Source organism: Lederbergia citrea (genome assembly GCF_018343525.1).
Classification (GTDB): Bacteria; Bacillota; Bacilli; order Bacillales; family Bacillaceae_C; genus Lederbergia; species Lederbergia citrea.
Map to the genome: position 1 here is coordinate 1,289,158 of NZ_JAGYPH010000001.1, position 22,790 is coordinate 1,311,947.

The 22,790-nt window shown below is 37.6% G+C and carries 27 protein-coding genes; all 27 read right to left on the bottom strand.

The window, feature by feature from the left end; translation table 11 throughout:
* Nucleotides 1-86: 86 nt before the first annotated feature.
* Nucleotides 87-968 (bottom strand): translation elongation factor Ts, encoded by an 882-nt coding sequence (tsf, locus tag KHA88_RS06670; RefSeq protein WP_213096666.1) that lies wholly within the window; start codon nt 966-968, stop codon nt 87-89.
* 133 nt (nt 969-1,101) lie between these two features.
* A complete protein-coding gene (rpsB, locus tag KHA88_RS06675; protein ID WP_213096665.1) occupies nt 1,102-1,821 on the bottom strand; it encodes a 30S ribosomal protein S2 in 720 nt (239 codons plus the stop codon).
* 149 nt (nt 1,822-1,970) lie between these two features.
* Nucleotides 1,971-2,513, bottom strand: coding sequence for a hypothetical protein (locus KHA88_RS06680; RefSeq protein WP_213121651.1), 543 nt, complete (start codon nt 2,511-2,513; stop codon nt 1,971-1,973).
* Nucleotides 2,514-2,526: 13 nt separating this feature from the next.
* A complete protein-coding gene (locus KHA88_RS06685) occupies nt 2,527-3,294 on the bottom strand; it encodes a FliA/WhiG family RNA polymerase sigma factor (RefSeq protein WP_213096663.1) in 768 nt (255 codons plus the stop codon).
* Nucleotides 3,295-3,337: 43 nt separating this feature from the next.
* Nucleotides 3,338-3,826: a chemotaxis protein CheD gene (locus KHA88_RS06690; RefSeq protein WP_213096662.1), complete on the bottom strand. Its 489-nt coding sequence runs from the start codon at nt 3,824-3,826 to the stop codon at nt 3,338-3,340.
* Nucleotides 3,819-4,460: a chemotaxis protein CheC gene (locus tag KHA88_RS06695; RefSeq protein ID WP_213121652.1), complete on the bottom strand. Its 642-nt coding sequence runs from the start codon at nt 4,458-4,460 to the stop codon at nt 3,819-3,821. The genes KHA88_RS06690 and KHA88_RS06695 overlap by 8 nt, the downstream gene beginning before the upstream one ends.
* A complete protein-coding gene (locus KHA88_RS06700) occupies nt 4,450-4,917 on the bottom strand; it encodes a chemotaxis protein CheW (RefSeq protein ID WP_213121653.1) in 468 nt (155 codons plus the stop codon). The genes KHA88_RS06695 and KHA88_RS06700 overlap by 11 nt, the downstream gene beginning before the upstream one ends.
* A gap of 20 nt (nt 4,918-4,937) precedes the next feature.
* Nucleotides 4,938-6,986, bottom strand: a complete 2,049-nt coding sequence (locus KHA88_RS06705; protein WP_213121654.1) for a chemotaxis protein CheA — start codon at nt 6,984-6,986, stop codon at nt 4,938-4,940.
* Nucleotides 6,987-7,000: 14 nt separating this feature from the next.
* Entirely contained in the window at nt 7,001-7,597 is a 597-nt protein-coding gene (locus tag KHA88_RS06710) for a chemotaxis protein CheB (protein ID WP_213096658.1), read from the bottom strand.
* A complete protein-coding gene (locus KHA88_RS06715) occupies nt 7,594-8,463 on the bottom strand; it encodes a MinD/ParA family protein (protein WP_213121655.1) in 870 nt (289 codons plus the stop codon). The genes KHA88_RS06710 and KHA88_RS06715 overlap by 4 nt, the downstream gene beginning before the upstream one ends.
* Nucleotides 8,460-9,617, bottom strand: a complete 1,158-nt coding sequence (gene flhF / locus KHA88_RS06720) for a flagellar biosynthesis GTPase FlhF (protein ID WP_213096656.1) — start codon at nt 9,615-9,617, stop codon at nt 8,460-8,462. The genes KHA88_RS06715 and flhF overlap by 4 nt, the downstream gene beginning before the upstream one ends.
* Complete coding sequence (flhA, locus tag KHA88_RS06725; protein WP_213121656.1) at nt 9,614-11,647, bottom strand: flagellar biosynthesis protein FlhA; 2,034 nt, start codon at nt 11,645-11,647, stop codon at nt 9,614-9,616. Before flhA ends, flhF begins: the two co-directional genes overlap by 4 nt.
* A gap of 30 nt (nt 11,648-11,677) precedes the next feature.
* A complete protein-coding gene (gene flhB, locus KHA88_RS06730) occupies nt 11,678-12,760 on the bottom strand; it encodes a flagellar biosynthesis protein FlhB (protein ID WP_213107192.1) in 1,083 nt (360 codons plus the stop codon).
* A complete protein-coding gene (gene fliR, locus KHA88_RS06735) occupies nt 12,757-13,536 on the bottom strand; it encodes a flagellar biosynthetic protein FliR (RefSeq protein ID WP_213107193.1) in 780 nt (259 codons plus the stop codon). Before fliR ends, flhB begins: the two co-directional genes overlap by 4 nt.
* A gap of 4 nt (nt 13,537-13,540) precedes the next feature.
* Complete coding sequence (fliQ, locus tag KHA88_RS06740) at nt 13,541-13,810, bottom strand: flagellar biosynthesis protein FliQ (protein ID WP_213096652.1); 270 nt, start codon at nt 13,808-13,810, stop codon at nt 13,541-13,543.
* 39 nt (nt 13,811-13,849) lie between these two features.
* The gene (fliP, locus tag KHA88_RS06745) at nt 13,850-14,518 is read right to left on the bottom strand and encodes a flagellar type III secretion system pore protein FliP (protein ID WP_213096651.1); all 669 of its coding nucleotides are present in this window, start codon (nt 14,516-14,518) and stop codon (nt 13,850-13,852) included.
* A complete protein-coding gene (locus KHA88_RS06750; protein ID WP_213121657.1) occupies nt 14,511-15,200 on the bottom strand; it encodes a flagellar biosynthetic protein FliO in 690 nt (229 codons plus the stop codon). Before KHA88_RS06750 ends, fliP begins: the two co-directional genes overlap by 8 nt.
* Nucleotides 15,201-15,208: 8 nt before the next feature.
* A complete protein-coding gene (cheY, locus tag KHA88_RS06755) occupies nt 15,209-15,571 on the bottom strand; it encodes a chemotaxis protein CheY (RefSeq protein ID WP_213107195.1) in 363 nt (120 codons plus the stop codon).
* Nucleotides 15,572-15,591: 20 nt separating this feature from the next.
* Nucleotides 15,592-16,725, bottom strand: coding sequence for a flagellar motor switch phosphatase FliY (gene fliY / locus KHA88_RS06760; protein WP_213096648.1), 1,134 nt, complete (start codon nt 16,723-16,725; stop codon nt 15,592-15,594).
* A complete protein-coding gene (gene fliM, locus KHA88_RS06765) occupies nt 16,715-17,716 on the bottom strand; it encodes a flagellar motor switch protein FliM (RefSeq protein WP_213096647.1) in 1,002 nt (333 codons plus the stop codon). The genes fliY and fliM overlap by 11 nt, the downstream gene beginning before the upstream one ends.
* 38 nt (nt 17,717-17,754) lie before the next feature.
* Entirely contained in the window at nt 17,755-18,180 is a 426-nt protein-coding gene (gene fliL, locus KHA88_RS06770) for a flagellar basal body-associated protein FliL (protein ID WP_213096646.1), read from the bottom strand.
* 4 nt (nt 18,181-18,184) lie between these two features.
* The gene (locus KHA88_RS06775; protein WP_213096645.1) at nt 18,185-18,391 is read right to left on the bottom strand and encodes a flagellar FlbD family protein; all 207 of its coding nucleotides are present in this window, start codon (nt 18,389-18,391) and stop codon (nt 18,185-18,187) included.
* Between the two features lie 51 nt (nt 18,392-18,442).
* Nucleotides 18,443-19,318, bottom strand: a complete 876-nt coding sequence (gene flgG, locus KHA88_RS06780) for a flagellar basal body rod protein FlgG (protein ID WP_213096644.1) — start codon at nt 19,316-19,318, stop codon at nt 18,443-18,445.
* A gap of 98 nt (nt 19,319-19,416) precedes the next feature.
* Entirely contained in the window at nt 19,417-19,809 is a 393-nt protein-coding gene (locus KHA88_RS06785) for a TIGR02530 family flagellar biosynthesis protein (protein WP_213121658.1), read from the bottom strand.
* 18 nt (nt 19,810-19,827) lie between these two features.
* Complete coding sequence (gene flgD / locus KHA88_RS06790; protein WP_213121659.1) at nt 19,828-20,457, bottom strand: flagellar hook assembly protein FlgD; 630 nt, start codon at nt 20,455-20,457, stop codon at nt 19,828-19,830.
* Between the two features lie 8 nt (nt 20,458-20,465).
* Nucleotides 20,466-22,151 (bottom strand): flagellar hook-length control protein FliK, encoded by a 1,686-nt coding sequence (locus tag KHA88_RS06795; protein ID WP_213121660.1) that lies wholly within the window; start codon nt 22,149-22,151, stop codon nt 20,466-20,468.
* A gap of 28 nt (nt 22,152-22,179) precedes the next feature.
* A complete protein-coding gene (locus tag KHA88_RS21310; RefSeq protein ID WP_213096640.1) occupies nt 22,180-22,782 on the bottom strand; it encodes a MotE family protein in 603 nt (200 codons plus the stop codon).
* Nucleotides 22,783-22,790: the final 8 nt, after the last annotated feature.

A 22,790-nucleotide genomic window follows, 5' to 3' on the forward strand; every position in this document is an offset into this window, starting at 1 on the left:
AATTACTTAATATGTATTTAATCATCTTTTGTAAAATAGGGAACACAATGTGTTCCCTATTGGATTGTAAAGATTATAAGTATTACTTATTTTTTAACTTGGTTCATTACTTCTTCAGCAAAGTTTTCTTGGCGTTTTTCTAGGCCTTCTCCAACTTCATAGCGGATAAATCCGATAACTTGAGCGCCACTTGCTTCAACAAATTGACGAACTTTTTGATCAGGATTTTTCACGAAAGACTGATCTAACAAGCAAATTTCTTCAAAGAATTTACCAAGACGTCCCTCTACCATTTTTGCTACGATTTTTTCTGGCTTGCCTTCATTTAAGGCTTGTTGTGTTAATACTTGGCGCTCGTGTTCAGTTTCTTCAGCAGATACTTCGTCGCGAGAAACATATTTCGGGTTAAGTGCAGCAATATGCATAGCTACATCTTTAGCAACACTTGCATCAGTTGTGCCTTCTACTACAGTTAGAACTGCAATTCGACCGCCCATATGCAAGTATTCACCAAATGCACCGTTATCCGTTTTTGTTTTTATTTCAAAGCGACGCAAAGTGATTTTTTCACCGATTTTAGCAATCGCTTCGTTTACATATTCGCCTACAGATTGGCCATTTTTCATGTTTTGCTCAAGAGCTTCTTCTACTGTTGCTGGTTTGTTCGCTAGCAAATGTTCCGCCAATTCTTTTACAAGAATTTGGAAGTTCTCGTTCTTTGCAACGAAATCTGTTTCAGCATTCACTTCAAGAATAACTGCATCATTGCCTTCGCTCAATATAAAAGTTGAGCCTTCTGCAGCAATGCGATCAGCTTTCTTGGCAGCTGAAGCAATGCCCTTTTCACGAAGAAAGTCAATTGCTTTTTCCATATCTCCGTTTGTTTCAGTCAATGCTTTTTTACAGTCCATCATACCAGCGCCAGTTTTCTCGCGAAGTTCTTTAACCATTTGTGCAGTAATTGCCATAAGAATATTCCTCCTTGTACTCTCTTGTCCAAATAAATAATTGTTTGAAAAAAGGTGATAAGTGTCTATCACTCTCATCACCTTTCATCGTAACGATACAGCTCTATCAAAAAAATGCTGCAGCTTTTATATATTAGACGTTTGCAGTTTCAGCTGCTTCTTCTGCTTCTTCTTCATGTTTAGCTTCCAATAGTGCATCAGCCATTTTGGAAGTTAATAATTTCACAGCGCGGATTGCATCATCGTTTGCTGGGATAACAACATCGATTTCATCCGGGTCGCAGTTTGTATCAACAATGCCGACAATCGGAATATTCAATTTACGTGCTTCAGCAACAGCAATTCTTTCTTTGCGCGGATCAATAATAAACATTGCATCAGGAAGACCTTTCATGTCTTTAATGCCGCCTAAGAATTTAACAAGTCGCTCGTGCTCTTTCTTCAGCATCACAACTTCTTTCTTAGGAAGTACATCGAAAGTACCATCTTCTTCCATTTTTTCAATTGCTTTTAAGCGTTCAATTCTTTTTTGAATAGTTTCAAAGTTAGTCAAAGTTCCGCCTAACCAGCGATGGTTCACATAATAGTGACCTGCACGCTCTGCTTCATCTTTAACTGATTCTTGGGCTTGTTTTTTTGTACCTACGAAAAGAACTTTTCCGTTGTTTTCTCCAAGCTCTCTCATGAAATTATAAGCTTCTTCAACCTTTTTAACTGTTTTTTGAAGGTCGATGATATAAATACCGTTACGCTCCGTAAAAATGTATTTTTTCATTTTCGGGTTCCAACGGCGTGTTTGGTGTCCAAAGTGTACACCAGCTTCAAGCAATTGCTTCATTGAAATTACTGACATTTGTGTTTCCTCCTCGGTTTTGTTTTATCCTCCGCCCCGCTCATATTTTGAGCAAACTGTTGAATGAACAGCACCATGCTACAAAATCACGGAACGTGTGTATTAACACCATCACACAATATATCATAAAAAAAAAGCATTATCAAGTGTTAATTGCCCTCTCCTCGAAACTTTAGAAGTAATTCGACCTCTTTTTTACCTTTTTTTAATACTTTTGCTATTTCTTCCTCTGACAGCCCTTGTTTTGTTAAGTAGTTTACTTGTTCGGAGAAGCTTTTTTCATCTAAAGCTTCTTCTTCAGCATCCGCTGGATCGTTCATTGATTGTTGAAGGTCGCTTCTGCTATCAACCTCGTCTGTTTGGTACACACGTGCTGCAAGTAGCCTGGCATATGCTTCGGCTGATATATGTGATTCATGTTTAACATCTTTAATAGATTGCTGAGCTGTGTTTAGCTCCTGTTGAAATAAATCCTCTTCTTCTTTCATCTTGGATACTTTTGAAATAAATTGTTCGTTCTCTTCTTTTATTTCCATCAAAAATCCTGTTAATAATTCTTCTGATTCAGCCTGCATTTTGCGCTGTTTTTTTTCTATTTCTACAAATCGATTTTGCCGAAGGTACAGAAGGACCACAGCTAATGTCAAGAGGATGTTAAACATAAATAATAGAAAGATTAGTGTTCCTGTCAACTTCATCCTCCATTCAAGGGGTTTGTTTTAATAAAAAGCTTCGTAGTTTAAAAAGGGCTTTCGAATGAATTTGAGAAATTCTTGATGTGGATAGTTGAATAATTTCACCTATCTCTGTAAAGGTTAATTCTTCTTTGTAAAATAAACTTAACACAAGCTGCTCATTTTCATTTAGCCTTGTAATTGCTATTGTAAGTTCTTTAAGCCATTCATTCTTTACTAACTGCTCCTCTGGGGTAGGAGTTTCTTCATCCTTTATTACATGCGAACCAGATTCACTTTCTTCATGATCCTGTATGTGTTCATCCATTGAAAGAACGCTGGAAAAGAAATACTCATTTAAAGTTTTGCATACTTCATCTTCAGAAAAACCACTTTCAGCTGCAATTTCTGCTGTTGATGCATGACGCATTAATCGTTGTTCAAGCTGATTAGAAGTCGCTTCTATTTTTTTCACCTTTTCTCTTGTGCTCCTTGGAAGCCAGTCTTCTTTGCGTAATCCATCGATGATGGCGCCTCTTATTCGAAAAGATGCATATGTATCAAATTTCAAATCGCGACTAATATCAAATTTATTTAATGCATCTAAAAGACCAACTAATCCTAAACTTTTCAGTTCCTCTCTGCTCACATTCCGTGGAAGTCCTACTGCTATACGTTGAACATGATAACTTACTAATGGCATGTATTTTTTTACTAATATATTTCCTGCATCAGCATCACGGGAACTCGTCCAAAGTTCCCAATATTCTTGTTCTTCTATCGGTGGTGAGTTTGACATCCTATCTCCTCCTCACAGCTACAAGCTTTTTTTGAATGCTGATTCAAATTTCTATCGGATCCTGATAAACAGTTCTAATTTCCAGCACACATGTTTCTGGATCGAATTCAATTGTTCTGCCGCTATTTCCTCCGGTATCTTCTGCCACAAGTTGAATTCCCAAAGCTTGTAACTCTCTTTTTACTGCATCTATATTACGGGGGCCGATCCTCATCTGATCATTTTGAGATGTAAATTGAAACATTTGGGCTCCACCCGAAATTTTTGCTTTCAGGCTCTTTGCTCCCATTGCTGCCATTTCTTTTTGTAATGCGATCAGGGCTGTATCTGCAAACTTGGCTGTATTAATCGACTTTTTTTCTCTGGCCAGTGAAGAATCAGGAAGCATGATATGTGCCAGGCCAGCTATTTTCATCTTACTGTCATAAAGAATGACACCTACACATGATCCCAGGCCAGAGGTACGGATGGTGCCAGGTGCTCTCACTATTTTCATGTCAGCAATCCCTACTCTGACTACAGTCTTAATCATTCATTCCTACTCCCAGCGTCTTAAAAATCACGGAAAATGAATCGGGATCAGGCAAAAAGAAAAAGTGTCCCTTCACAGTTTCCGATTCTTTCTGACCATTTTCATCTAATGCCGTGTCAATGACAATGGCGAAATCTTCAGTATGTGAGAGTTCGATGAGACCGAAGCTAATAATTGCACCCGCCATATCCACACTAATCGATGGAACAGATGGGTATAGATCGAGACCGGTAAAATCCGAAAGAGAAGTCAAATATGATCCTGTTAAGATATTTCCCAATTCTTGCATTGCAGAAAGCCCAAACTCAGAATAAGGAGGCTCGGAAAAGGAAAATGATAAATCACCTGTCAGCTGTTGGACGTAACGCGTCGCTTGATCCAATGGGAGGATAAAGAATATACTTCCCGATACATCGCCTTCCACTCTTAGAAAAACAGCTGTTACAATATTGTCATGGCCTCCAGTCAAATCTAGCATTTCATCAAAAGTAATAATTCTGACTGTGGGGACTTTCATATCAATTTTCTTGTCTACTAAAATAGAAAGCGCTGTCGCTGCGTTCCCTGCCCCGATATTTCCAATTTCTTTTAACACGTCTAAATGAAGGGGGGTAATTTGTTTTTCAAGCCCCATGATCAACATTCCTTAAAATAGCGGGTTTTAAAATATTCTCCATACTTAATAGGATAAGAAGCCGGCTCTCAAGATTGGCTACTCCGTTAATATACTCCGCTTCTGATGTTCCTACACTGTCAGGGCGTGGCTCAATTGCACTTTCAGGAATATCTAATACATCATTGGCAGAATCAACAATAAATCCTACTTCCAATTCGTTAAATGAGACAATAATTATTCTCGTACTATGTGTATACTCAGCATCACCTAAGTCAAAACGTCTTTTTAAATCAATGATCGGAATAATTACGCCACGCAAGTTAATTACACCCTTAATAAACGCAGGGACATTAGGAACTCTCGTGATGTGCTGCATTTTTTCAATTGCGGTTACCTCTTCGACAGAAATCGAATACTCTTTGCCACTAAGCTGAAAAACAATTACTTTCCGATCGGGAGCAGCTGCTTTTTTCATTTTCACTCAACTCCTAACTCTTATTTTATTAATGCATTACAATCAATGATTAGAGCTACCTGTCCGTCTCCCAAAATAGTTGCACCAGAAACTGCAAATACTTCAGTCAAATAATTGCCTAGCGATTTTAGTACGATTTCCTGTTGACCAATAAAAGAATCAACCATCAGTGCTGCCATTTTGTCTCCCTTGCGCACAATGAGAATTGAGATGAATTCATCTAATACTTCATCATGGTCCATATCGAATACTTCTTTTAATGATACAAGCGGGATAACTCTGCCTCTGAAATCAATTACTCGTTGATTGTGCGCAAGCAAAATTTCCGACTTTTTAATAATCGCGGTCTCAATAATAGAGGATAATGGAATGGCGTATTTTTCATCCCCAAGTTCAATCAACATTGCTGATATAATGGAAAGTGTTAATGGCAATTGGATTGAAAATACCGAACCTTCTCCTTCACGAGAATCAATAGAAATGATTCCCCCTAAAGATTCTATCGTCGATTTCACCACATCAAGTCCAACACCGCGCCCAGATACGTCAGATATAATATCTGCGGTTGAAAAACCTGGTGCCATAATTAACTCAAATGCTTCAACATCTGACATATCGGCTGCTTCATGCGCCGTTATAATGCCTTTTGCTATCGCCTTTTCTATTACTTTTTGTCGATTTATCCCTGCCCCGTCATCTTCAATCTCAATAAACACATGATTTCCACTATGATAGGCCTTTAACTGGATGATTCCTTTTTCAGCTTTTCCATTCGCTTTTCGAATTTCCGGTCTTTCTATTCCATGATCAATGGCATTCCTTAATAAATGAACAATGGGATCTCCTATTTCGTCGATAACAGTACGGTCTAATTCAGTTTCTGCACCAATAATCTCCAGATCAAGCTGCTTGTCTAAGTCCTTCGCAAGCTGTCTCACCATTCTCGGAAAACGATTAAATACCGTATCAACAGGCACCATTCTCATATTTAAAATAATATTTTGTAAATCGCCAGAAATTCTTGTCATTCTTTCTACTGTCTCTGCAAGATCATTGTTTTCAATTTCCTCGGAGATTTGTTCTAGGCGTCCTCTATCAATGACAAGCTCTTCGAATAGATTCATTAAAATATCTAAGCGTTCAATATTAACTCTTATTGTTTTGCTTCCCGCCGCTTTTCCTGGGCGTTTTTCCGCTGCTTGCTGTTTAGATGGGACTAATTCCGCTGTTTGCTGATCTGGTTTAATTTCCATAATATTATTCTGGTTAATCGCATCGATTGTTTGATCATCATTATCAATTTGAGAAATATTGATTGAAACAGCATTAACAGAGTCAATCTCAGAAATCTTCATAACCTTCATTTTCAGATCATCCAGAGGTTCTTTTGTAATGATTGAAACAGTAAATTCGGAATCAAACTGTTCATCTTCTAATTGCTCGACTGAAGGGGAAGATTTAATCACATCGCCACATTTTTCTAACACTTCAAATACCATATAGACACGAGCAGTTTTCAGTAAACAATCCGGGCGTAATGAAATAGTTAATTCAAAGCATTCAAACCCTTGTTCTTGTGATTGTTCAATGATTGTTCTTTCGTATTGGTCATACTTATTTTTCGGCTGTATTTTTTCAGTAAAAGTTGTTGCTGCTATTTCTTTCGCAGCCTGTTCAATGCTTGAAGGATTTCCATTTTCTAATTGTTCCAGCTTGGCGATAGCCATACTTACATCTCTCTTTCCGTCGCCTCCCGAAGCAATTGATTCAACCATCGCTTCCAAATCATCAACTGCAAGAAAAACAACATCGAGCAATTGAGAGGTAACTTGGACTTTCTCATTACGGATTCCATCTAAGACATTCTCCATAATGTGAGTCAAGTTGGCCAAGTCTGAATATCCCATTGTTGCGGCCATACCTTTTAATGTATGGGCAGCCCTAAAAATATTATTAATTATTCCTAAATCAGTAGGGCTTTTCTCCAATTCTAGGAGATTAAGATTAAGTGCTTGCAAATGTTCCTTACTCTCGTCAATAAACACTTCTAAATATTGATTTAGATCCAATTTTGCCCACCCCTTTAATTCATATAAGTCAAAATCGTTGCTGCGATATTTTCCAAATCTTCTATTTCATCTACCATGTCTGTATTGATCGCTGCTTTCGGCATTCCATAGACAATGCAGCTGCTCTCAGATTCTGCAATTGCTTTAGCATTGCCACTTTCCTTTAATTTAATTAAACCCGCAGCACCATCATTACCCATGCCTGTCATGATTACGGCAATCTTCTCATATTTTTTAAAATGACTAATAGATTCAAACAAGACGTCTACTGAAGGTCTGTGCCCGTTCACTGGCAAAGTATCAATAATTTTCACAACTGCTTCGCGACCAGTTTGTAAGACTTCCATATGTTTACCGCCGGGAGCGAGGTAAGCCGTTCCCTTTTTTAAGATTTCTCCATCTTCAGCTTCTTTTACGTTAATATCACAAATAGAATTTAATCTATTTGCCAAAGATTTTGTAAAGTTAGGAGGCATATGTTGAACAATTACAATTGGCGCTTGTAGGCCGCTAGGCAATTTAGATAAAACTACTTGTAAAGCTCGAGGCCCACCAGTGGAAGTGCCGATACAGATTATTTTTTCTTGTTGGCGATGATTGCGTAAAGTCATTTTCGTACCTCCACAATAAAAAAGCGTCGAAGCTTATGAATAAACGATTCTTTTTCTTCAAGTGCTCCCAAATTTGCTTTTTGTAAATATAAATGAACTATTTTTTCAAGTTTTAAGGTAATAGGAGAATTAGGATATTTATTAGTAAAAGCTGTTTGGCTTAACACTGCTTTTCTTACATGACCATCCTCAGGCAAAACGCCTAGAATAATTACAATCTTTTCAAGAAATTTTAATGCAGTTTGTTGCAGGCGATCTAATGCCTCTTTTCCTTGTTTCTCACTGTCTGCACGATTACAAATGAGCAGAAATCTGCTCGTGGATTTCTCTAGAGTAATAAATTTCATCATAGAATATGCGTCTGTAATGGCGGTTGGCTCGGGGGTAGATACTACAAATATATCGTCTGCCGCCATCAAAATTTTTAATGATGCGGCCGTAGCGCCGGCAGCCATATCAAAAATAATATAATCATAGTTTACCTGCAGCTCCCGTAGCCCTGATAATAGCTTTTCAAGCATGTAGTCATTAATGTGCATTACCTCATTTAAACCATTACCTGCTGAAATATACGATACACCTTCAGGAGTACTGTATATAATGTCTTCTAACGGCATAGATTGTTGCAAAAAGTCAGAAAGTGTTGTTGGAGATGATCTTCCGAGCAAAATATTTACATTACCCATCCCAACATCTAAATCAAAAAGCAAAACTTTATAGCCTTTTTTCGTTAATATCATTGCGGTATTGATAGATATATTTGATTTTCCAACCCCACCTTTTCCACTAACAACGGCAATGGTTTTTCCCATGGGCAGATCTTGTTCTTGAAGTTTCATGCGTAATTTTTCAGCTTGGTCTTTCATATGTCTTCATTCCTAAGTAGATAGTCCGCGATCATTTCCGGATTTAATGCTGTAATATCGTCAGGTACCTCTTGTCCAGTAGTGATATATGCAGCCCCTATGCCATGTTTGCGAACGATGTTATACATGACTCCGTAGTCCCGCGTCTCATCCGCCTTCGTAAAAATAAATTTATTAAATTTCATTTCAAGAAAATTATTAGCAATTTTACGAATATCCTGTTCTTTCATCGATAGTGACAAGACAAGAAATGTTTCCATATTATTCTCTTCACCAAACATCTTTTTTAACTCATTGATAAACTTCATATCACGATAATTTCGGCCTGCTGTATCAATAAAAACCAAATCACAATGTGATAGATTTTCTGCAGCAGTCTGAAAATCATCTGGTGAATAAACAATTTCTATCGGAATATCAAGAAGTTCTGCATACGTTTTTAATTGTTCAATCGCAGCGATTCTATATGTATCAGTAGTTATGAAAGCTACCTTTTTTTTATGTTCAAGGACAGCTTCTGCGGCAAGTTTCGCTATTGTTGTTGTTTTTCCCACACCTGTAGGCCCGACAAAGGTCACGAATTTTCGATTATAGGAAATCCCTTTAAAATCTACTTTAAGTAAATGATCTGTTAATGCAGTATGACACCAATCTTTTAGCTCCTCGATCGTGGGTGAATTTTTTGCTTCTCGCCAATTCTTGAGGAGACCCTCGCCAATTTCATCAATAAATTCTTCTTCCAAACCTGCTTCCTGAAGTTGTGATATATACGTTTGAATCAACTCAGGGTAGTGCATGTATGAAAGCCCTTGTTTCCGCCGGGTTATTTCAAGCTCTTTTTTTAACCCGGCAATCTCTTGTATTATATCTAGATGGTTCCGATCATTTATTGGCGCAGCTTCAATTGGGATATTTCTTTCATTGTGTACATCTACTTTTTCAGGTAATTTCCGACTCTTATGTTTTTTATTTTGTTTAACTGGATGTTTATCAAGTGCAGCAATTACTTCAATTTTCTTTTTTCGAAACATGCCGAGAAATCCACCATGATAAATAACTTTTGAATTCAATATGACGGCATTATCACCAAGCTCGGCCTTTATTTTTCTCATTGCTTCAGGCATGGTAGGAGCTATTATTTTTTTAATATTCATTCAAGATTCACCACCCCAGTGCTTTGGACTTCCACATTGGCCTCCAATTCGTTATACGAAAGAACAGGCACTTGCGGAAAATATCTTTCTGTCAATTGGCGAACGTACATCCGTACGGCAGGTGAGCAAAGTAAAATAGGTACTTGTTGCATGAGTGATTGCTGTTCAATTTGCGCTGCAGCAGCTTCAAGAATTGCTTGTGAATCACCTGGGTCCATTGATAAGTAATTCCCATGCTCAGTTTGTTGGACACTGTCAGCAATTAGCTTTTCTATTTTCCCTGAAACAGTAATTACTTTTAATGTCGTACTTTCATCTGCATATTGATTAGTGATTTGCCTCGCTAATGCTTGGCGCACGTATTCCGCTAACAAATCTGTATCAGTACTCATTTTCCCATAGTCTGCCAAAGTCTCAAAGATGATTGGCAAATTTCGAATCGATACACTTTCTTTTAATAATTTTGCAAGTACTTTTTGCACCTCACCTACAGATAGCGGGTTTGGTGTAACTTCCTCAACAAGAATAGGGTAAGATTCCTGCACATGGTCAATGAGTTGTTTCGTTTCTTGTCTTCCTAGTAATTCACAAGCATTTGTTTTTAATACTTCGGTAATATGGGTAGAAACGACGGAAGGAGGATCAACGACGGTATATCCGAAAATTTCCGCCTGTTCTTTGACCTCTTCCGTAATCCATTTTGCCGGTAAGCCAAAGGAAGGTTCGATCGTGTCAATTCCTTCAATAAAATCTTCACCGCCAGGACTCATAGCTAAATAATGATCGAGAAGAAGCTCACCTCTGGCCATTTCATTTCCCTTAATCTTTAACCGATAGGCATTGGGTTCAAGTTGTATATTATCTCGAATACGCACGACCGGAATGACAATCCCAAGTTCAAGGGCAAGCTGCCTTCGAATCATAACGATTCTGTCTAATAGGTCTCCCCCTTGATTCACATCAGCCAATGGGATAAGACCATATCCAAATTCAAACTCGATCGCATCTACATTCAGCAAATTAATTACACTTTCTGGACTTTTCATTTCATCTGCTTCAGTTTCATCGGTATTCATCAATAACTCTTCTTCCGTTCCGGATGGTACACGAGACAGCACATAGCCGCCAATTGCAAGCGATGCGGCAATTGGAATTGTTAATATATCATTGATCGGTGTTGTCAACCCTAACAAGAAAATGGTTGCTGCAGCTATATATAACAGTTTCGGATAAGCAAATAGCTGTCCTACAATATCTGTACCCAAATTTCCGTCTGACGCTGCTCTTGTTACGACAATTCCGGTCGCAGTTGAAATAAGTAAAGCAGGTATTTGACTTACAATTCCATCCCCGACAGTTAGCATTGAGTATTTCAATGCTGCTTCTCCGACTGGTAAGCCTTGTTGAAGCATGCCAATGATGATACCAAATAAAAGGTTTATTAATACGATAATGATACCTGCAATGGCATCCCCTTTAACAAATTTACTTGCACCATCCATCGCTCCGTAAAAATCGGACTCACGAGACACTTTGTCCCTGCGTTCCCTTGCCTCATGGTCAGATATCATCCCTGCATTTAAATCTGCATCGATGCTCATTTGCTTTCCTGGCATGGCATCAAGAGTAAATCTTGCAGCAACTTCCGATACCCGCTCTGCCCCCTTCGTTATGACAATGAATTGAATGATAATCAAGATGAAAAAAACGACTAAACCGACAAGCACGTTACCGCCGACAACAAAAGTCCCGAACGTTTCAACAACTCCGCCAGCATCTCCTTTTGAAAGGATAGATCTTGTCGTTGAAACATTCAGGCCTAATCTGAATAAAGTTAATAACAGTAGCAAGGAAGGGAATATAGAAAATTGGAGTGGTTCTTGCATATTCATCGAAGTTAATAAAACGAGAAGTGCAAGAGAAATGTTCGTTATGATCAGCAAGCTTAATAACCATGTCGGAAATGGAATCACCAGCATGGCTACGATCAAAATAACACTCGATAAAACGGCTATATCTTTAAATTTCATAACGTTCTCTCCCAGCATTTCTCAAAAAAATTATATTTTATGCTTGATTCTATACACATAAGCCAATATCTCAGCTACTGCCTTGAAAAAATCATCTGGAATGGTATCACCTATATCAACTTGTTCATATAAGGAACGTGCTAACGGGCGATTTTCCACCATGACTATTTTATGTTCTCCAGCAATGAGTTTGATTTTTTGTGCCATAAAATCAACTCCTTTTGCTAATACAATAGGAGCTTCTGCTTTTTCTTCATCATATTTCAGCGCTATCGCATAGTGTGTTGGATTCGTTATAATCACATCCGCTTTGGGTACTTCCTGCATCATTCTGGACATAGCCATTTCCCGTTGTTTTTGTTTAATTTTTGATTTTATTAACGGATCCCCTTCTATATTTTTATACTCATCCTTAATATCCTGTTTTGACATGCGGATATTTTTTTCATAGTCATACCTTTGGTATAAATAATCGAACAAGGATAAGAAGAGAAGGGCAATAGATGCGGCAATCCCCATTTGAATTGTCAGACTGCCAAGCGTTTTTAAAGCGGACGCAATTGATTTGTGAGATAAAATCAGTACCTCATCAATCCTAGACCATAAAACAAATAATGTGATAGCTCCTACAAATCCAATTTTGAGCATAGACTTTAATAATTCGACAATTGCTCTAATTGAAAAAATCCGCTTTAATCCTTTTATTGGATCAATTTTCTCTAATTTAGGCATTAATGGTTCACCCGATGCCATGAATCCGACTTGCATCAAATTCGCTCCTATACCTGCCAGTAATGCGACAAGCATAATTGGGCCTAATAAAATCGCAATCTCTTTTAATATATCCATCATTATCAAACGAACGTTTGCCTCCGTCACTTCCATTAGCAAATACTCATTGAAAGAATGGCGAAAAGTATTAAGAGTAATTTCACCGAGTTTAGGGGAAAAGAACAGAAGAAATGAAAAAACAGCTAATAATCCAATGGCCGTGTTAACATCCTGGCTTTTGGCGGTTTGACCTTTTTTTCGAGTATCCTGCCTTTTTTTAGGTGTGGCCTTTTCTGTTTTCTCTCCTGCGAAAAATTGGAGATCAAGAATAAGCTGCTTCATCTCGTTCCTCCCATATACTCCATCACAGTTCTCATCACGTAAAGCATATTTTCAAATAAGTTTTGAACAACCCCAAAAATAATTCCTAAGACGATGAAGAGGACAATAAAACTAACAGCGATTTTTATCGGAAAACCAACAACAAATATATTTAACTGTGGCACTGTTCTAGCAACAATCCCGAGTGCCACATCTACAAGAAATAATGAAGCCACAACTGGTATCGCCATTTGAAATGCGATCATAAACATCATGGCAAAAGCTTGAATGATAAAACCTATAAATGCACTATTACCAAAAGGAATAAACAACTGATCGATTGGAATAAATTGATAACTATTATAAATACCATCGAGAATTAAATGATGTCCATTAATCGCTAATAGAAAAAGTAGAGAAAACATATATAAATATTGTCCTACAAGGGGACTTTGTGCACCTGTTTGTGGGTCGATGACATTAGCAATGGCAAATCCCATTTGAAAGTCAATAAATCCGCCAGCTATTTGTATCGCAGATAGCATCATGTAGGCGATGAAACCAACGAACAAGCCTACACTTGCTTCTTTTATAATAAGAAGAAAGTATTCTCCTGTTATCTCGAACGGCTGAACATCTAGTGTAAAATAAATGAGAAATGATAAAAAAAAAGCAAATCCTATTCGATATGAAGCTGGAAGTGTACGATAAGAAAATAGCGGCATTGTTACGAAAAAGGCCGAAACTCTCATAAAAACAAGGATAAATACTGATAAACTTGGCAGTATTACTTCCATTCAATCAACCTACAAATCTAGTTAAATTTTGAAATATTTCTGTTGCATACGAAAGAAGCCTGCTTAACATCCATGGTCCCATAAAAACAATTCCAACGAGAACTGCGACAATTTTTGGAATGAACGCAAGGGTTTGTTCCTGAATTTGAGTTGTTGCCTGAAAAATACTGACTGCGAGTCCGACAACTAAAGCGAGCAGCAAAAGTGGACCCGCTACAACAAGTGTTGTAAAAACTCCCTTTTCTGCAAGTGAAATGACTGCTTCCGCGTTCATTCTCTCACCTCGTTACACTGCAATTTTTGAAACCTCAATCTAACCAAAGCTTTGGAGCAATGACTTAATTACTAAATACCACCCGTCAACAAGTACAAACAAAAGTATTTTAAATGGCAGTGAGATCATGACAGGTGGGAGCATCATCATTCCCATGGACATTAATATACTGGCAACGACCATATCAATTACTAGAAATGGAATAAATATCATAAATCCAATTTGGAAAGCAGTTTTCAATTCACTTAATGCAAAAGCAGGAACAAGAGCTGTCAACGGAATGTCGTTTATTGTTGAGGGCCTTTCTGCTTGTGAATAATTCAGAAATAACTCCAGGTCTTTTTGCCTTGTATGAGAACTCATAAATTCCTTCAATGGTTTGGCAGCACGCTCATATGCCTGCTCCAAATTAATTTCATCATCGAATAATGGTGTCAGTGCCTCTTCATTAATCTGGCTAAAGGTTGGAGCCATAATGAAAAAAGTCAAAAACAATGAAAGCCCAACGAGGACCTGATTTGGCGGCATTTGTTGCGTCGCAAGAGAGGTTCTGACAAATGACAGAACAATCATAATTCTAGTGAATGAAGTCATTAATATTAATATACTTGGTGCAAGTGATAAAACGGTTAATAACAGAAACAGCTTGACAGAAGTGGAAACAGATTCCGATGAACTGTTATTAAAAAACTCCATAAACTCATTCATCTTTATTTTTCCCCTTCTTTCCAAGCTCAAGCTCATCCAATACAGTTTTTCGGTTCTTTCTCATTTCACCGAGCTCCCCTTTCAAAATAAGATGAAAAGGTTGTTCAGAGCTGGCACTATGCTTGGTGAAGCCTTCTTTTTTTCTTTTAAGCCACTTTGTAATCACATCTACATGCTGCGAATTTTGCGTGAGCTGCTCATTATATTGCCGAATATAATCTTCTAGTTCCTTATCATCTGTAATTTCTTTCAGAAGGCGTATATCCTCTCCAACTCCGAGAACTAATAATCGACTGCCAACCTTAACAATCTGTATTGAACGATTACCTCCTAGTGGGGTACCGCCAAAATTTTGAACTAACCGGTTCTGTTGGTATGATTGACTCTTTTTATTAATAAATCTTAGTATTAAATATAATAAAGCAATAACAAAAATGAGCGCTGCCACCATTTTTAATACGTCTAAAATTCCAATATCAAGCTGATTTGAACGCTCACTTTCTGTTTTATTAGGTACGCTTTCTATGTCATTTCCTTCAAACTTTTCAGGATTCTTCATATATTCAGTAACGCTGCCTTTGATTGGGCTATTTTCAGCTAATACTGTTATGCCACTCATTTGGGCAAAGAATAAAAAGATAAGAACGGAGACAAGAAGTACCCGTAGTATAAAGAAGTTCATTACCATGATTACCCTAATGTTTTTTGGATTGCTTCTATTACCCTGTCAGCTTGAAAAGGTTTTACGATGAAATCCTTTGCCCCTGCCTGAATTGCATCAATGACCATTGCTTGCTGTCCCATTGCTGAACACATAATTATTTTTGCCGACGGGTCAAAAGCTTTAATTTCTTTCAATGCTGTAATGCCATCCATCTCTGGCATAGTTATATCCATCGTAACGAGATCGGGGTTTAACTCTTTATACTTATCTACTGCCTGAGCACCATCCGCGGCTTCACCAACCACCTCAAAACCATTTTTTACCAAAATATCTTTGATCATCATTCTCATAAATGCGGCATCATCCACAATTAAAATTCTGTTTGCCATTTTATTTCCTCCCTAATGCGTTATTTTAATTTTTTTATTCTATCGGACTGGCTAACGATGTCAGTTACTCTCACACCAAAGTTTTCCTCAATGACAACAACTTCTCCTTTGGCAATCAAGCGACTATTTACAAGTATATCGACCGGTTCACCTGCCAGCTTGTCTAATTCAATGATTGAGCCTGACCCTAATTCTAGAATATCCTTTACAGATCGGCTTGTTCTTCCAAGTTCCACTGTTACCTCTAATGGAATATCGAGCAACATATTAAGATTTTTTGTCTCAGGTGTTGCAACTGGAATCTCATTGAATTCAGAGAAGCTTGCCGGCTGTACAGTCAGCTTGTTTTCTTCTAATAAAGGCCGGCCGCTTTCGAGTTCACTCGTTGTTTCAGATTTTTTGATTGTTTCTTCCATCACTGGTGTCGATTCAACTGCAGATTGGCTATATGAATCTGGTGTCTTTTTTTCAGTTTGTGAAAAAAGATCTTCCACAAGGCTCTTTGCAAAGTCTACCGGCAGAATTTGCATAATACCTGAATCTATTAAATTTCCGATCTTTAGACGGAATGATACTTTCACAAGTAAATTTTGATTAGGTATATTATTTGTGCCTTCTCCTGATGAAACATTTAGTAATTCAATGGATGGTGGAGAAATGTCTACCTTTTTATTGAATATTGAAGACATGGATGTTGCAGCAGAGCCCATCATTTGATTCATTGCTTCTTGGACGGCACTTAAATGAATTTCGTCCATCATTTCGGATGGCGATTTTCCATCGCCACCAAGCATTAAATCTGCAATAATTGCAGCATCGCTCTGTTTAATGACTAATAGATTCATTCCGGAAAAGCCATCAGTATAATTTACTTGAATGGCCACATAAGGATGCGGAAACTCATCCTCCAGATTTGAGTGATCGATAATGGAAACTGCCGGAGTAGTTATTTCTACCTTTTGGCTAAGCAATGTAGAAAGAGCTGTAGCTGAACTACCAAAGGAAATATTTCCAAGTTCTCCAAGGGCATCTTGCTGCATGTCTGTTAAGTGGTCTGTAACATTATGATTTATATAATCAGTTGGTTGTGCAGAGTTGGAATCCCCACGTAATAACGCATCTATCTCTTCCTGAGAGAGCATATCACCATTCATTTTTTTCATCTCCCTCCTCTATCGTATCCAGAATTTGCACAGCCAATTTTTTATTCAGTTTACCAGGCTGTCCAGTGAATTTTGGTATCTCCCCAATTTTCAAAACGAGTGGTTCATCGATACGAGTATCCAATTCTATAACATCTCCATAATCGAGCGACAAGAAATCCTCGATCGTCAATTTGGAGGATCCCAGTTGTGCTGTCAATTGAACTTTGGCTTCTTTAATCTTTTGTTGTAGAAGTTCAACTTCATCAGGTTTTCTATGTTTCCTCGAAGTTTCCATCCAATATTGAGCTGAAAGTTTCGGGATAATCGGTTCAAGTAATACGTGTGGAATACAAATATTAATCATTCCACTCGTTTCTCCTACACTAGCATTCATCGAAATTACTACTACTGTTTCATTTGGAGAAACACCTTGTAAAAATTGTGGATTGATTTCAAGCTCTGACAAAACTGGATCAATTTCAGCAATACCAGACCATGCATCTTGTAAAAATTCCAGTGTCCGCTCGAATAGATTGGTCATTAATCTCATTTCAATTTCAGTTAAATTTTCAATTTTATTATAACTTGTACCTTTTCCTCCGAGGATACGGTCTATCATTGCATAAGCGATGTTCGGATGAATTTCCATGATCATGCGCCCATCAAGTGGTTGAACATCTATAACATTCAAAATCGTCATTTTTGGAACAGAACGAATGTACTCTTCATAAGGTATTTGATCAGCTGAAGCTACAATGATATTTATATATGTTCTCAGTTGCGCTGAGAAATAGGTTGTCAACAAACGGGCAAAGTTATCATATATTCTCGTCAGGCTTCTTATTTGATCCTTGGAAAACCTTAATGCCCTTTTAAAATCATAGACTTTTACTTTTTTCTCTTCGTCTTCCTTTTTAAAATCTTCAGCCGTCATTTCTCCTGTTGAAATCGCTGATAGCAATGCATCTATTTCACTTTGTGATAACACATCTTCCGGCATGGCTGCACCCCCGTTTCGAAATTAGTTTCAATGCTTTTTCATGAAATTATATAGGAGGTGATATATACTCTTACGATTTTTCCATCTTGCATCAAATCATTAATTTTTACTTTCATTGTTTCTTCAAGCTGCTTTTTACCTTTTTTTCCCTGTAAATCATCGGCTTCCATTTCTGAGAGTTCGGAAATAATCAAATTCTTAATTTGAAAATCCCGCATTTGAAACTCTTCCTTCGCCTTTTTTCCATCCGTTTGTACTTTGAAGGATATTTTCACATATTCATTACTTTTTAAATTTGTCATAAGTTCCGGCACATCAACAGATACTTTCAACACTTCTTCAATCGATGAAGCTTTTTCTGTATTTCCTGATTCTAATTTCTTCATAACAATGATGGCAAAAGCACCAAGAAGCAAAATGGCCGTTAATATGATAATCATCGTATTGATTAATCGTTTACTCATCTACTCAATCCTCCATATGTTTGAAGCCAAGAAGATTAATACATTGATAGAACTCCAGTATACGCTCTTTCACTAGCTCTGCAGATTCTGCTGTAACATATTTACGGCCATTCGTCAGAGTAATGGTCGTATCAGGAAAAGACTCAATCGTTTCTATGTACAGTGGGTTTAGCTGAAAAGACTTGCCATTCAACTTTGTAAGTGTGATCAATATATAAATCAGAACCGGAGCATAAGGCCCCGGCCCTGTCCCTCCCTTACATTATCGTTTTAAATTCACAAGCTCTTGTAAGATTTCATCGGAAGTCGTAATGATTCTCGTATTCGCTTGGAAACCGCGCTGGGCGACAATCATTTCGGTGAATTCTTCTGAAAGATCGACGTTAGACATTTCCAGTGCACCTGAAATAAGTGAACCAACTCCATTTGATCCTGGAACCATATTAGTTGCAGCCCCTGAATTAGCTGTATTTATATACATATTTTCGCCAACTTTTTCAAGACCGCCTGGATTTGAAAAGCGGGCAAGAGCAATTGAAATATTAGAGATTACTAGATCACCATCACGATGGTAGTCGGCGCCAAGGTTTTCTCCATTGACCTGAGCTTTAATAAAAGTTATTTTTCCGTCTTCAGAAATACTTAAATTTTTAATTTCGTTTATATTACCGTTATTTAATTGAATTCGCGACATAACAGGTGGGTTAGCACCATTCGTGGCCATCACATATTGTCCACCTGAAGTAACGAGATAACCATCATTATTTAAGTAGATATTTCCTGCTCTTGTATAAAATGTGGAACTCGCTGCCCCAGTCCCTTCCGAGACGACCAAATAGCCGTCTCCTTGAATGGCGAGGTCTAATACTCTTCCTGTCGTTTGCAATGATCCTTGTGTGTCAATCGTATCGATTGCCGCAAGTTGTGAGCCGAGTCCAACTTGTTTCGGGTTGATTCCCCCTTTTCCTTGAGAAGGACCGCTAGCACCCGAAATAGTTTGGTTTACCATATCTTTGAATGTAACACGACCTTTTTTGAACCCATATGTGTTTACGTTGGCAATATTATTACCAATTACGTCTAATTTGGTTTGAAAATTTTTCATCCCACTAATACCTGAATACATTGACCGAATCATTAAAAGTTCTCCCTTCGATATGAGCCGCGTCTATCAGTCGGCAGCTCCCAGCTTCCTGTAAAGGTCCAGCTGTTTTTCCAATAATTAATAATAAAAAATTAATCCATCACGATTGTGCCGTCAATATTGGTAAATATTTGTTTACCCGCTTCCTGTCTATCCATCACTGTTACAACTGTTCTGTTTTTTGCGCTTACGATTAATGCAGCATTTTTAAGCAAGACGAGTGAATCGTTAACACCCTTCTGTTTTGCTTCATTCACTTTGGCATCAATTTGTTCCCACATGTCCGGTTCGATAGTAATTTTCCGTTCGTTCATTCTTATCCCTGCGTGTTTACTAACCGTCAATCTTGTCTGAGCTGATGTGGCTTTTTCTAAATGGCTTGAAAAAGAATGATCTTTAGAAGCTTCCGGTCTACTAGACTTGCACGGAATTGGTTGGATTCTCATCGGCTGTGGTTGAAGTTTGTGAACAAAAGAACTTTTCATTACAACCACTTCCTTTTATTAACCTATTTTAATGAGTTGACTCGTTTGTACTGATTGTTTGTTATCTGTATTAAGGGTAACGACTCCATTTTTCAATGTTACCGAGTTTACAATACCGTTTTTTTCAATTTCTCCATCCATCCATGTAATATTCTTTCCAATCATAGAACTTGCATGGACAAGCGGCGGTTCTATTTCTAAACTGTTTACTTGGGAAATATTAGCTGGAGATAATTCCGTTCCATCAGCTAAAATAAACTTTACCGTATCACCCATAAATTGGACTGATCTCACGATACCTTTCCCTTCAGTCACATTTGAGTCTCCCAATTGCAAATCATCATTCAGTTTATGCCAAGTCACTTCTTTACCAACAAATTGGTTATAAGCAATTAAACTTGTTTGCGACTCTAGCTGCAATAATTGATCCATTGATTTATTCATATTCGTCATTTGCTCAAGTGAAGAAAAGGTGGCCATTTGCGCAATAAAATCTTTATCTTCCATTGGGTTCATTGGATCTTGATTCTGAAGTTGAGTCATTAATATCTTCAAGAAATCATCTTTACCCAGAATATCATTTCCAGTTTTCACATCCCTTTGTTTTACAGAGGATAATAGTAAATCTGGATTGATTGAAATTGTCATTATTTCACCTACACTTCGGTTTCAAATAAAATGTTACTTAAAGCTTCTTTAAAACTACTATCATCTTTTTGCAAAGTATGGAGATTTTCTTCACGCTGATGTTCGTCTTTGTTTTGTTCTTCTCTATGTCCATCTTGACTTGTATACTTTTGTGCTTCACTTTGGCTATTGGTGACCTCAATTTTATCTACTTGAATATTTTGTGTTATAAATGCATGCTTTAAACTATGAAGCTGCGAATCCAAGATCTCTTTTGCCATGCTTGTAGATGCCATCAGTCTAGCCGTCATTAGACCATCCTTTTGAAGTAATTCTATCCTTAGCATGCCTAGTGCCTCTGGATACAATTTAATTAAAAGTTTAGTCGTATTCATACTGGTAGTTAAATTTGATCTTCCTAGAATGTTTGAAAATTCCTGCATAAAGCCACGCATGGTTGGTTCCTGTTTCATCTGATCTAGTAAATTTAAATCAAATGTTTCCGTACGCATATGAGCAGTAGGATTTACATTCACTTGGGAAACAGTTTCGGATTCTGACGGTATCATTGTTATTTGAACCGAATCTAGTTGAACTCTCCTTGGTATATGCTGAAAAACAGAAAACTGATTCATGGTTGGGATTTTTTCTAGTTTTTCTTTACTTTGCGAGAAAGCTAATTTAATTGCGTTACCTAGATGTTGAGGCTTTGTTTCTTCGCCATTATTCTGCAGCTGATCCAACAAATTCCGAAGAGCATTTTCAAGCTGACTAAGCTTTTTCTCCCCAGATAATTCATCTTCGTTTAAATGAGGTAATTGCGATTTTCCTGTCCCAACTAGGTCAATTATCGTTTCTGGACGTACAAGACGAAAGTGATTCAATTTTTCTAACCGATTAGAATCAGTCTCAGTTTGCATGATAGATGGTTGAAGCGAATCTACTTTGAATTCGGTCTGTAATGTTTCAGGCTCAACGCTATAATTTCCAGCCTTTTCCATTTGTATATTCCGAGGAATATGCTGTAAAACAGAAAATTGTTTTTCCGGATTGACCTTATTATCAGAAGAGTCCATTTTAATGAGTTGAGAAGGAAATGTTTCTTTTCCTTTAGTATCAAACTCATCCAACAAATGCTGTAGTTCTTTGTCCAGCTTTTCTACCTCTTCCATCTCCACTTTTGAATTTTCTTGAAAATGAGGCAAACTAAGCATCTCTTTTCCTACCATTATAAGTGGAACAACTAAATCAGCATCGATAGATTCCGCCACCTTTTCATTCGTCTCATCTAATATTTGAATGAGGGGGGCAATTTCAGTTGAAAAATCAACCGAGCTAATCTTTTCCTGACGTGTAGGCATTTTGTTAATCGATTCATCAACAGGCGTATTTTCCACTGTCTTACTTACCGTATGAACTAGCTTCTTGATAACTTCATGCCATTTGGGATTTTGAGATAGAGTTTCTTCTCTATGGTCGATTTCCAGCAAAGGTGGCTTATCTACATCCGCTACGCTCATCTGACCGCCTTTATTTATTGGCCCAACATCATCTGGATTAGGTTTTCCTTTAGTTTCAAAAGCCGGCGATATATTTTCACTCTCGGTTAGAAGTAATCCAAGTGTCATTTGAAAGTCTGATTCAACAGTAGCTTTTGTGCTTCCTATCGGTAAAGGCGCTTGGTTATTAACAAAATCTAAGACTCCTATTTTCATTTTTTCACCCCCTTCCAAGGTTTCCTATTCATTGCTTTATTTCCGCAGAGAGCATTTCTAAATATTTCGCAGCTTCTTCCGGAGGCATTTTCTCCATAATTTTAGCCAATGATTCTGCACCAATATTTGATAATATTTTCACAGCCTCTTCATTCTTCATCTTCATAATAATCGAGGCCGCGTTTTTAGGCGTCATTGCTTCATATGTAGATACAATCTCTTTAAAAGCCCTTTTATGCTCATCCTTCACTTGCTTTAATTCTTCTATTGTTTGTTCCAACCTTTTCTGCTCAATCTGTAGTCGATCAATTTCCATTTCTTTGTTTTCTAATTGTTTTTTTAGTTGATCAACTTGAATAGTTTTATTTTCAATCTCCGCATCGAGGCCGATCATTTTCTCTTCGTATTCGGCAACACTTAGATCTTCACTGCCACCCGCTTTATCATGAACAAAAGGAATCTTCTCGCTGATTTCATTAGCTTTTTGAAAGATATTTACTCCCGCTATTGATGCGATAAGCAGACCTAAGAAGACAGCAAATAAAAGAGGAATTAAAACCCAAAAGATAAAACGCTGGAAAAGGCTTGGGTCTTCCTTCTCCTCTTTTTGTTTTTTTAAGGCTTTGTCCACTTTCTCAC

Coding starts and splice junctions, on each gene's coding strand:
- tsf (WP_213096666.1), bottom strand. CDS start 968: ATGGCAATTACTGCACAAATGGTTAAAGAACTTCGCGAGAAAACTGGC.
- rpsB (WP_213096665.1), bottom strand. CDS start 1,821: ATGTCAGTAATTTCAATGAAGCAATTGCTTGAAGCTGGTGTACACTTT.
- KHA88_RS06685 (WP_213096663.1), bottom strand. CDS start 3,294: ATGTCAAACTCACCACCGATAGAAGAACAAGAATATTGGGAACTTTGG.
- KHA88_RS06690 (WP_213096662.1), bottom strand. CDS start 3,826: ATGATTAAGACTGTAGTCAGAGTAGGGATTGCTGACATGAAAATAGTG.
- KHA88_RS06695 (WP_213121652.1), bottom strand. CDS start 4,460: ATGGGGCTTGAAAAACAAATTACCCCCCTTCATTTAGACGTGTTAAAA.
- KHA88_RS06700 (WP_213121653.1), bottom strand. CDS start 4,917: ATGAAAAAAGCAGCTGCTCCCGATCGGAAAGTAATTGTTTTTCAGCTT.
- KHA88_RS06710 (WP_213096658.1), bottom strand. CDS start 7,597: ATGACTTTACGCAATCATCGCCAACAAGAAAAAATAATCTGTATCGGC.
- KHA88_RS06715 (WP_213121655.1), bottom strand. CDS start 8,463: ATGAAAGACCAAGCTGAAAAATTACGCATGAAACTTCAAGAACAAGAT.
- flhF (WP_213096656.1), bottom strand. CDS start 9,617: ATGAATATTAAAAAAATAATAGCTCCTACCATGCCTGAAGCAATGAGA.
- flhA (WP_213121656.1), bottom strand. CDS start 11,647: ATGAAATTTAAAGATATAGCCGTTTTATCGAGTGTTATTTTGATCGTA.
- flhB (WP_213107192.1), bottom strand. CDS start 12,760: ATGAAGCAGCTTATTCTTGATCTCCAATTTTTCGCAGGAGAGAAAACA.
- fliR (WP_213107193.1), bottom strand. CDS start 13,536: ATGGAAGTAATACTGCCAAGTTTATCAGTATTTATCCTTGTTTTTATG.
- fliQ (WP_213096652.1), bottom strand. CDS start 13,810: ATGAACGCGGAAGCAGTCATTTCACTTGCAGAAAAGGGAGTTTTTACA.
- fliP (WP_213096651.1), bottom strand. CDS start 14,518: ATGAATGAGTTTATGGAGTTTTTTAATAACAGTTCATCGGAATCTGTT.
- KHA88_RS06750 (WP_213121657.1), bottom strand. CDS start 15,200: ATGAACTTCTTTATACTACGGGTACTTCTTGTCTCCGTTCTTATCTTT.
- cheY (WP_213107195.1), bottom strand. CDS start 15,571: ATGGCAAACAGAATTTTAATTGTGGATGATGCCGCATTTATGAGAATG.
- fliY (WP_213096648.1), bottom strand. CDS start 16,725: ATGAATGGTGATATGCTCTCTCAGGAAGAGATAGATGCGTTATTACGT.
- fliM (WP_213096647.1), bottom strand. CDS start 17,716: ATGCCGGAAGATGTGTTATCACAAAGTGAAATAGATGCATTGCTATCA.
- fliL (WP_213096646.1), bottom strand. CDS start 18,180: ATGAGTAAACGATTAATCAATACGATGATTATCATATTAACGGCCATT.
- flgG (WP_213096644.1), bottom strand. CDS start 19,318: ATGATTCGGTCAATGTATTCAGGTATTAGTGGGATGAAAAATTTTCAA.
- KHA88_RS06785 (WP_213121658.1), bottom strand. CDS start 19,809: ATGAAAAGTTCTTTTGTTCACAAACTTCAACCACAGCCGATGAGAATC.
- flgD (WP_213121659.1), bottom strand. CDS start 20,457: ATGACAATTTCAATCAATCCAGATTTACTATTATCCTCTGTAAAACAA.
- KHA88_RS06795 (WP_213121660.1), bottom strand. CDS start 22,151: ATGAAAATAGGAGTCTTAGATTTTGTTAATAACCAAGCGCCTTTACCG.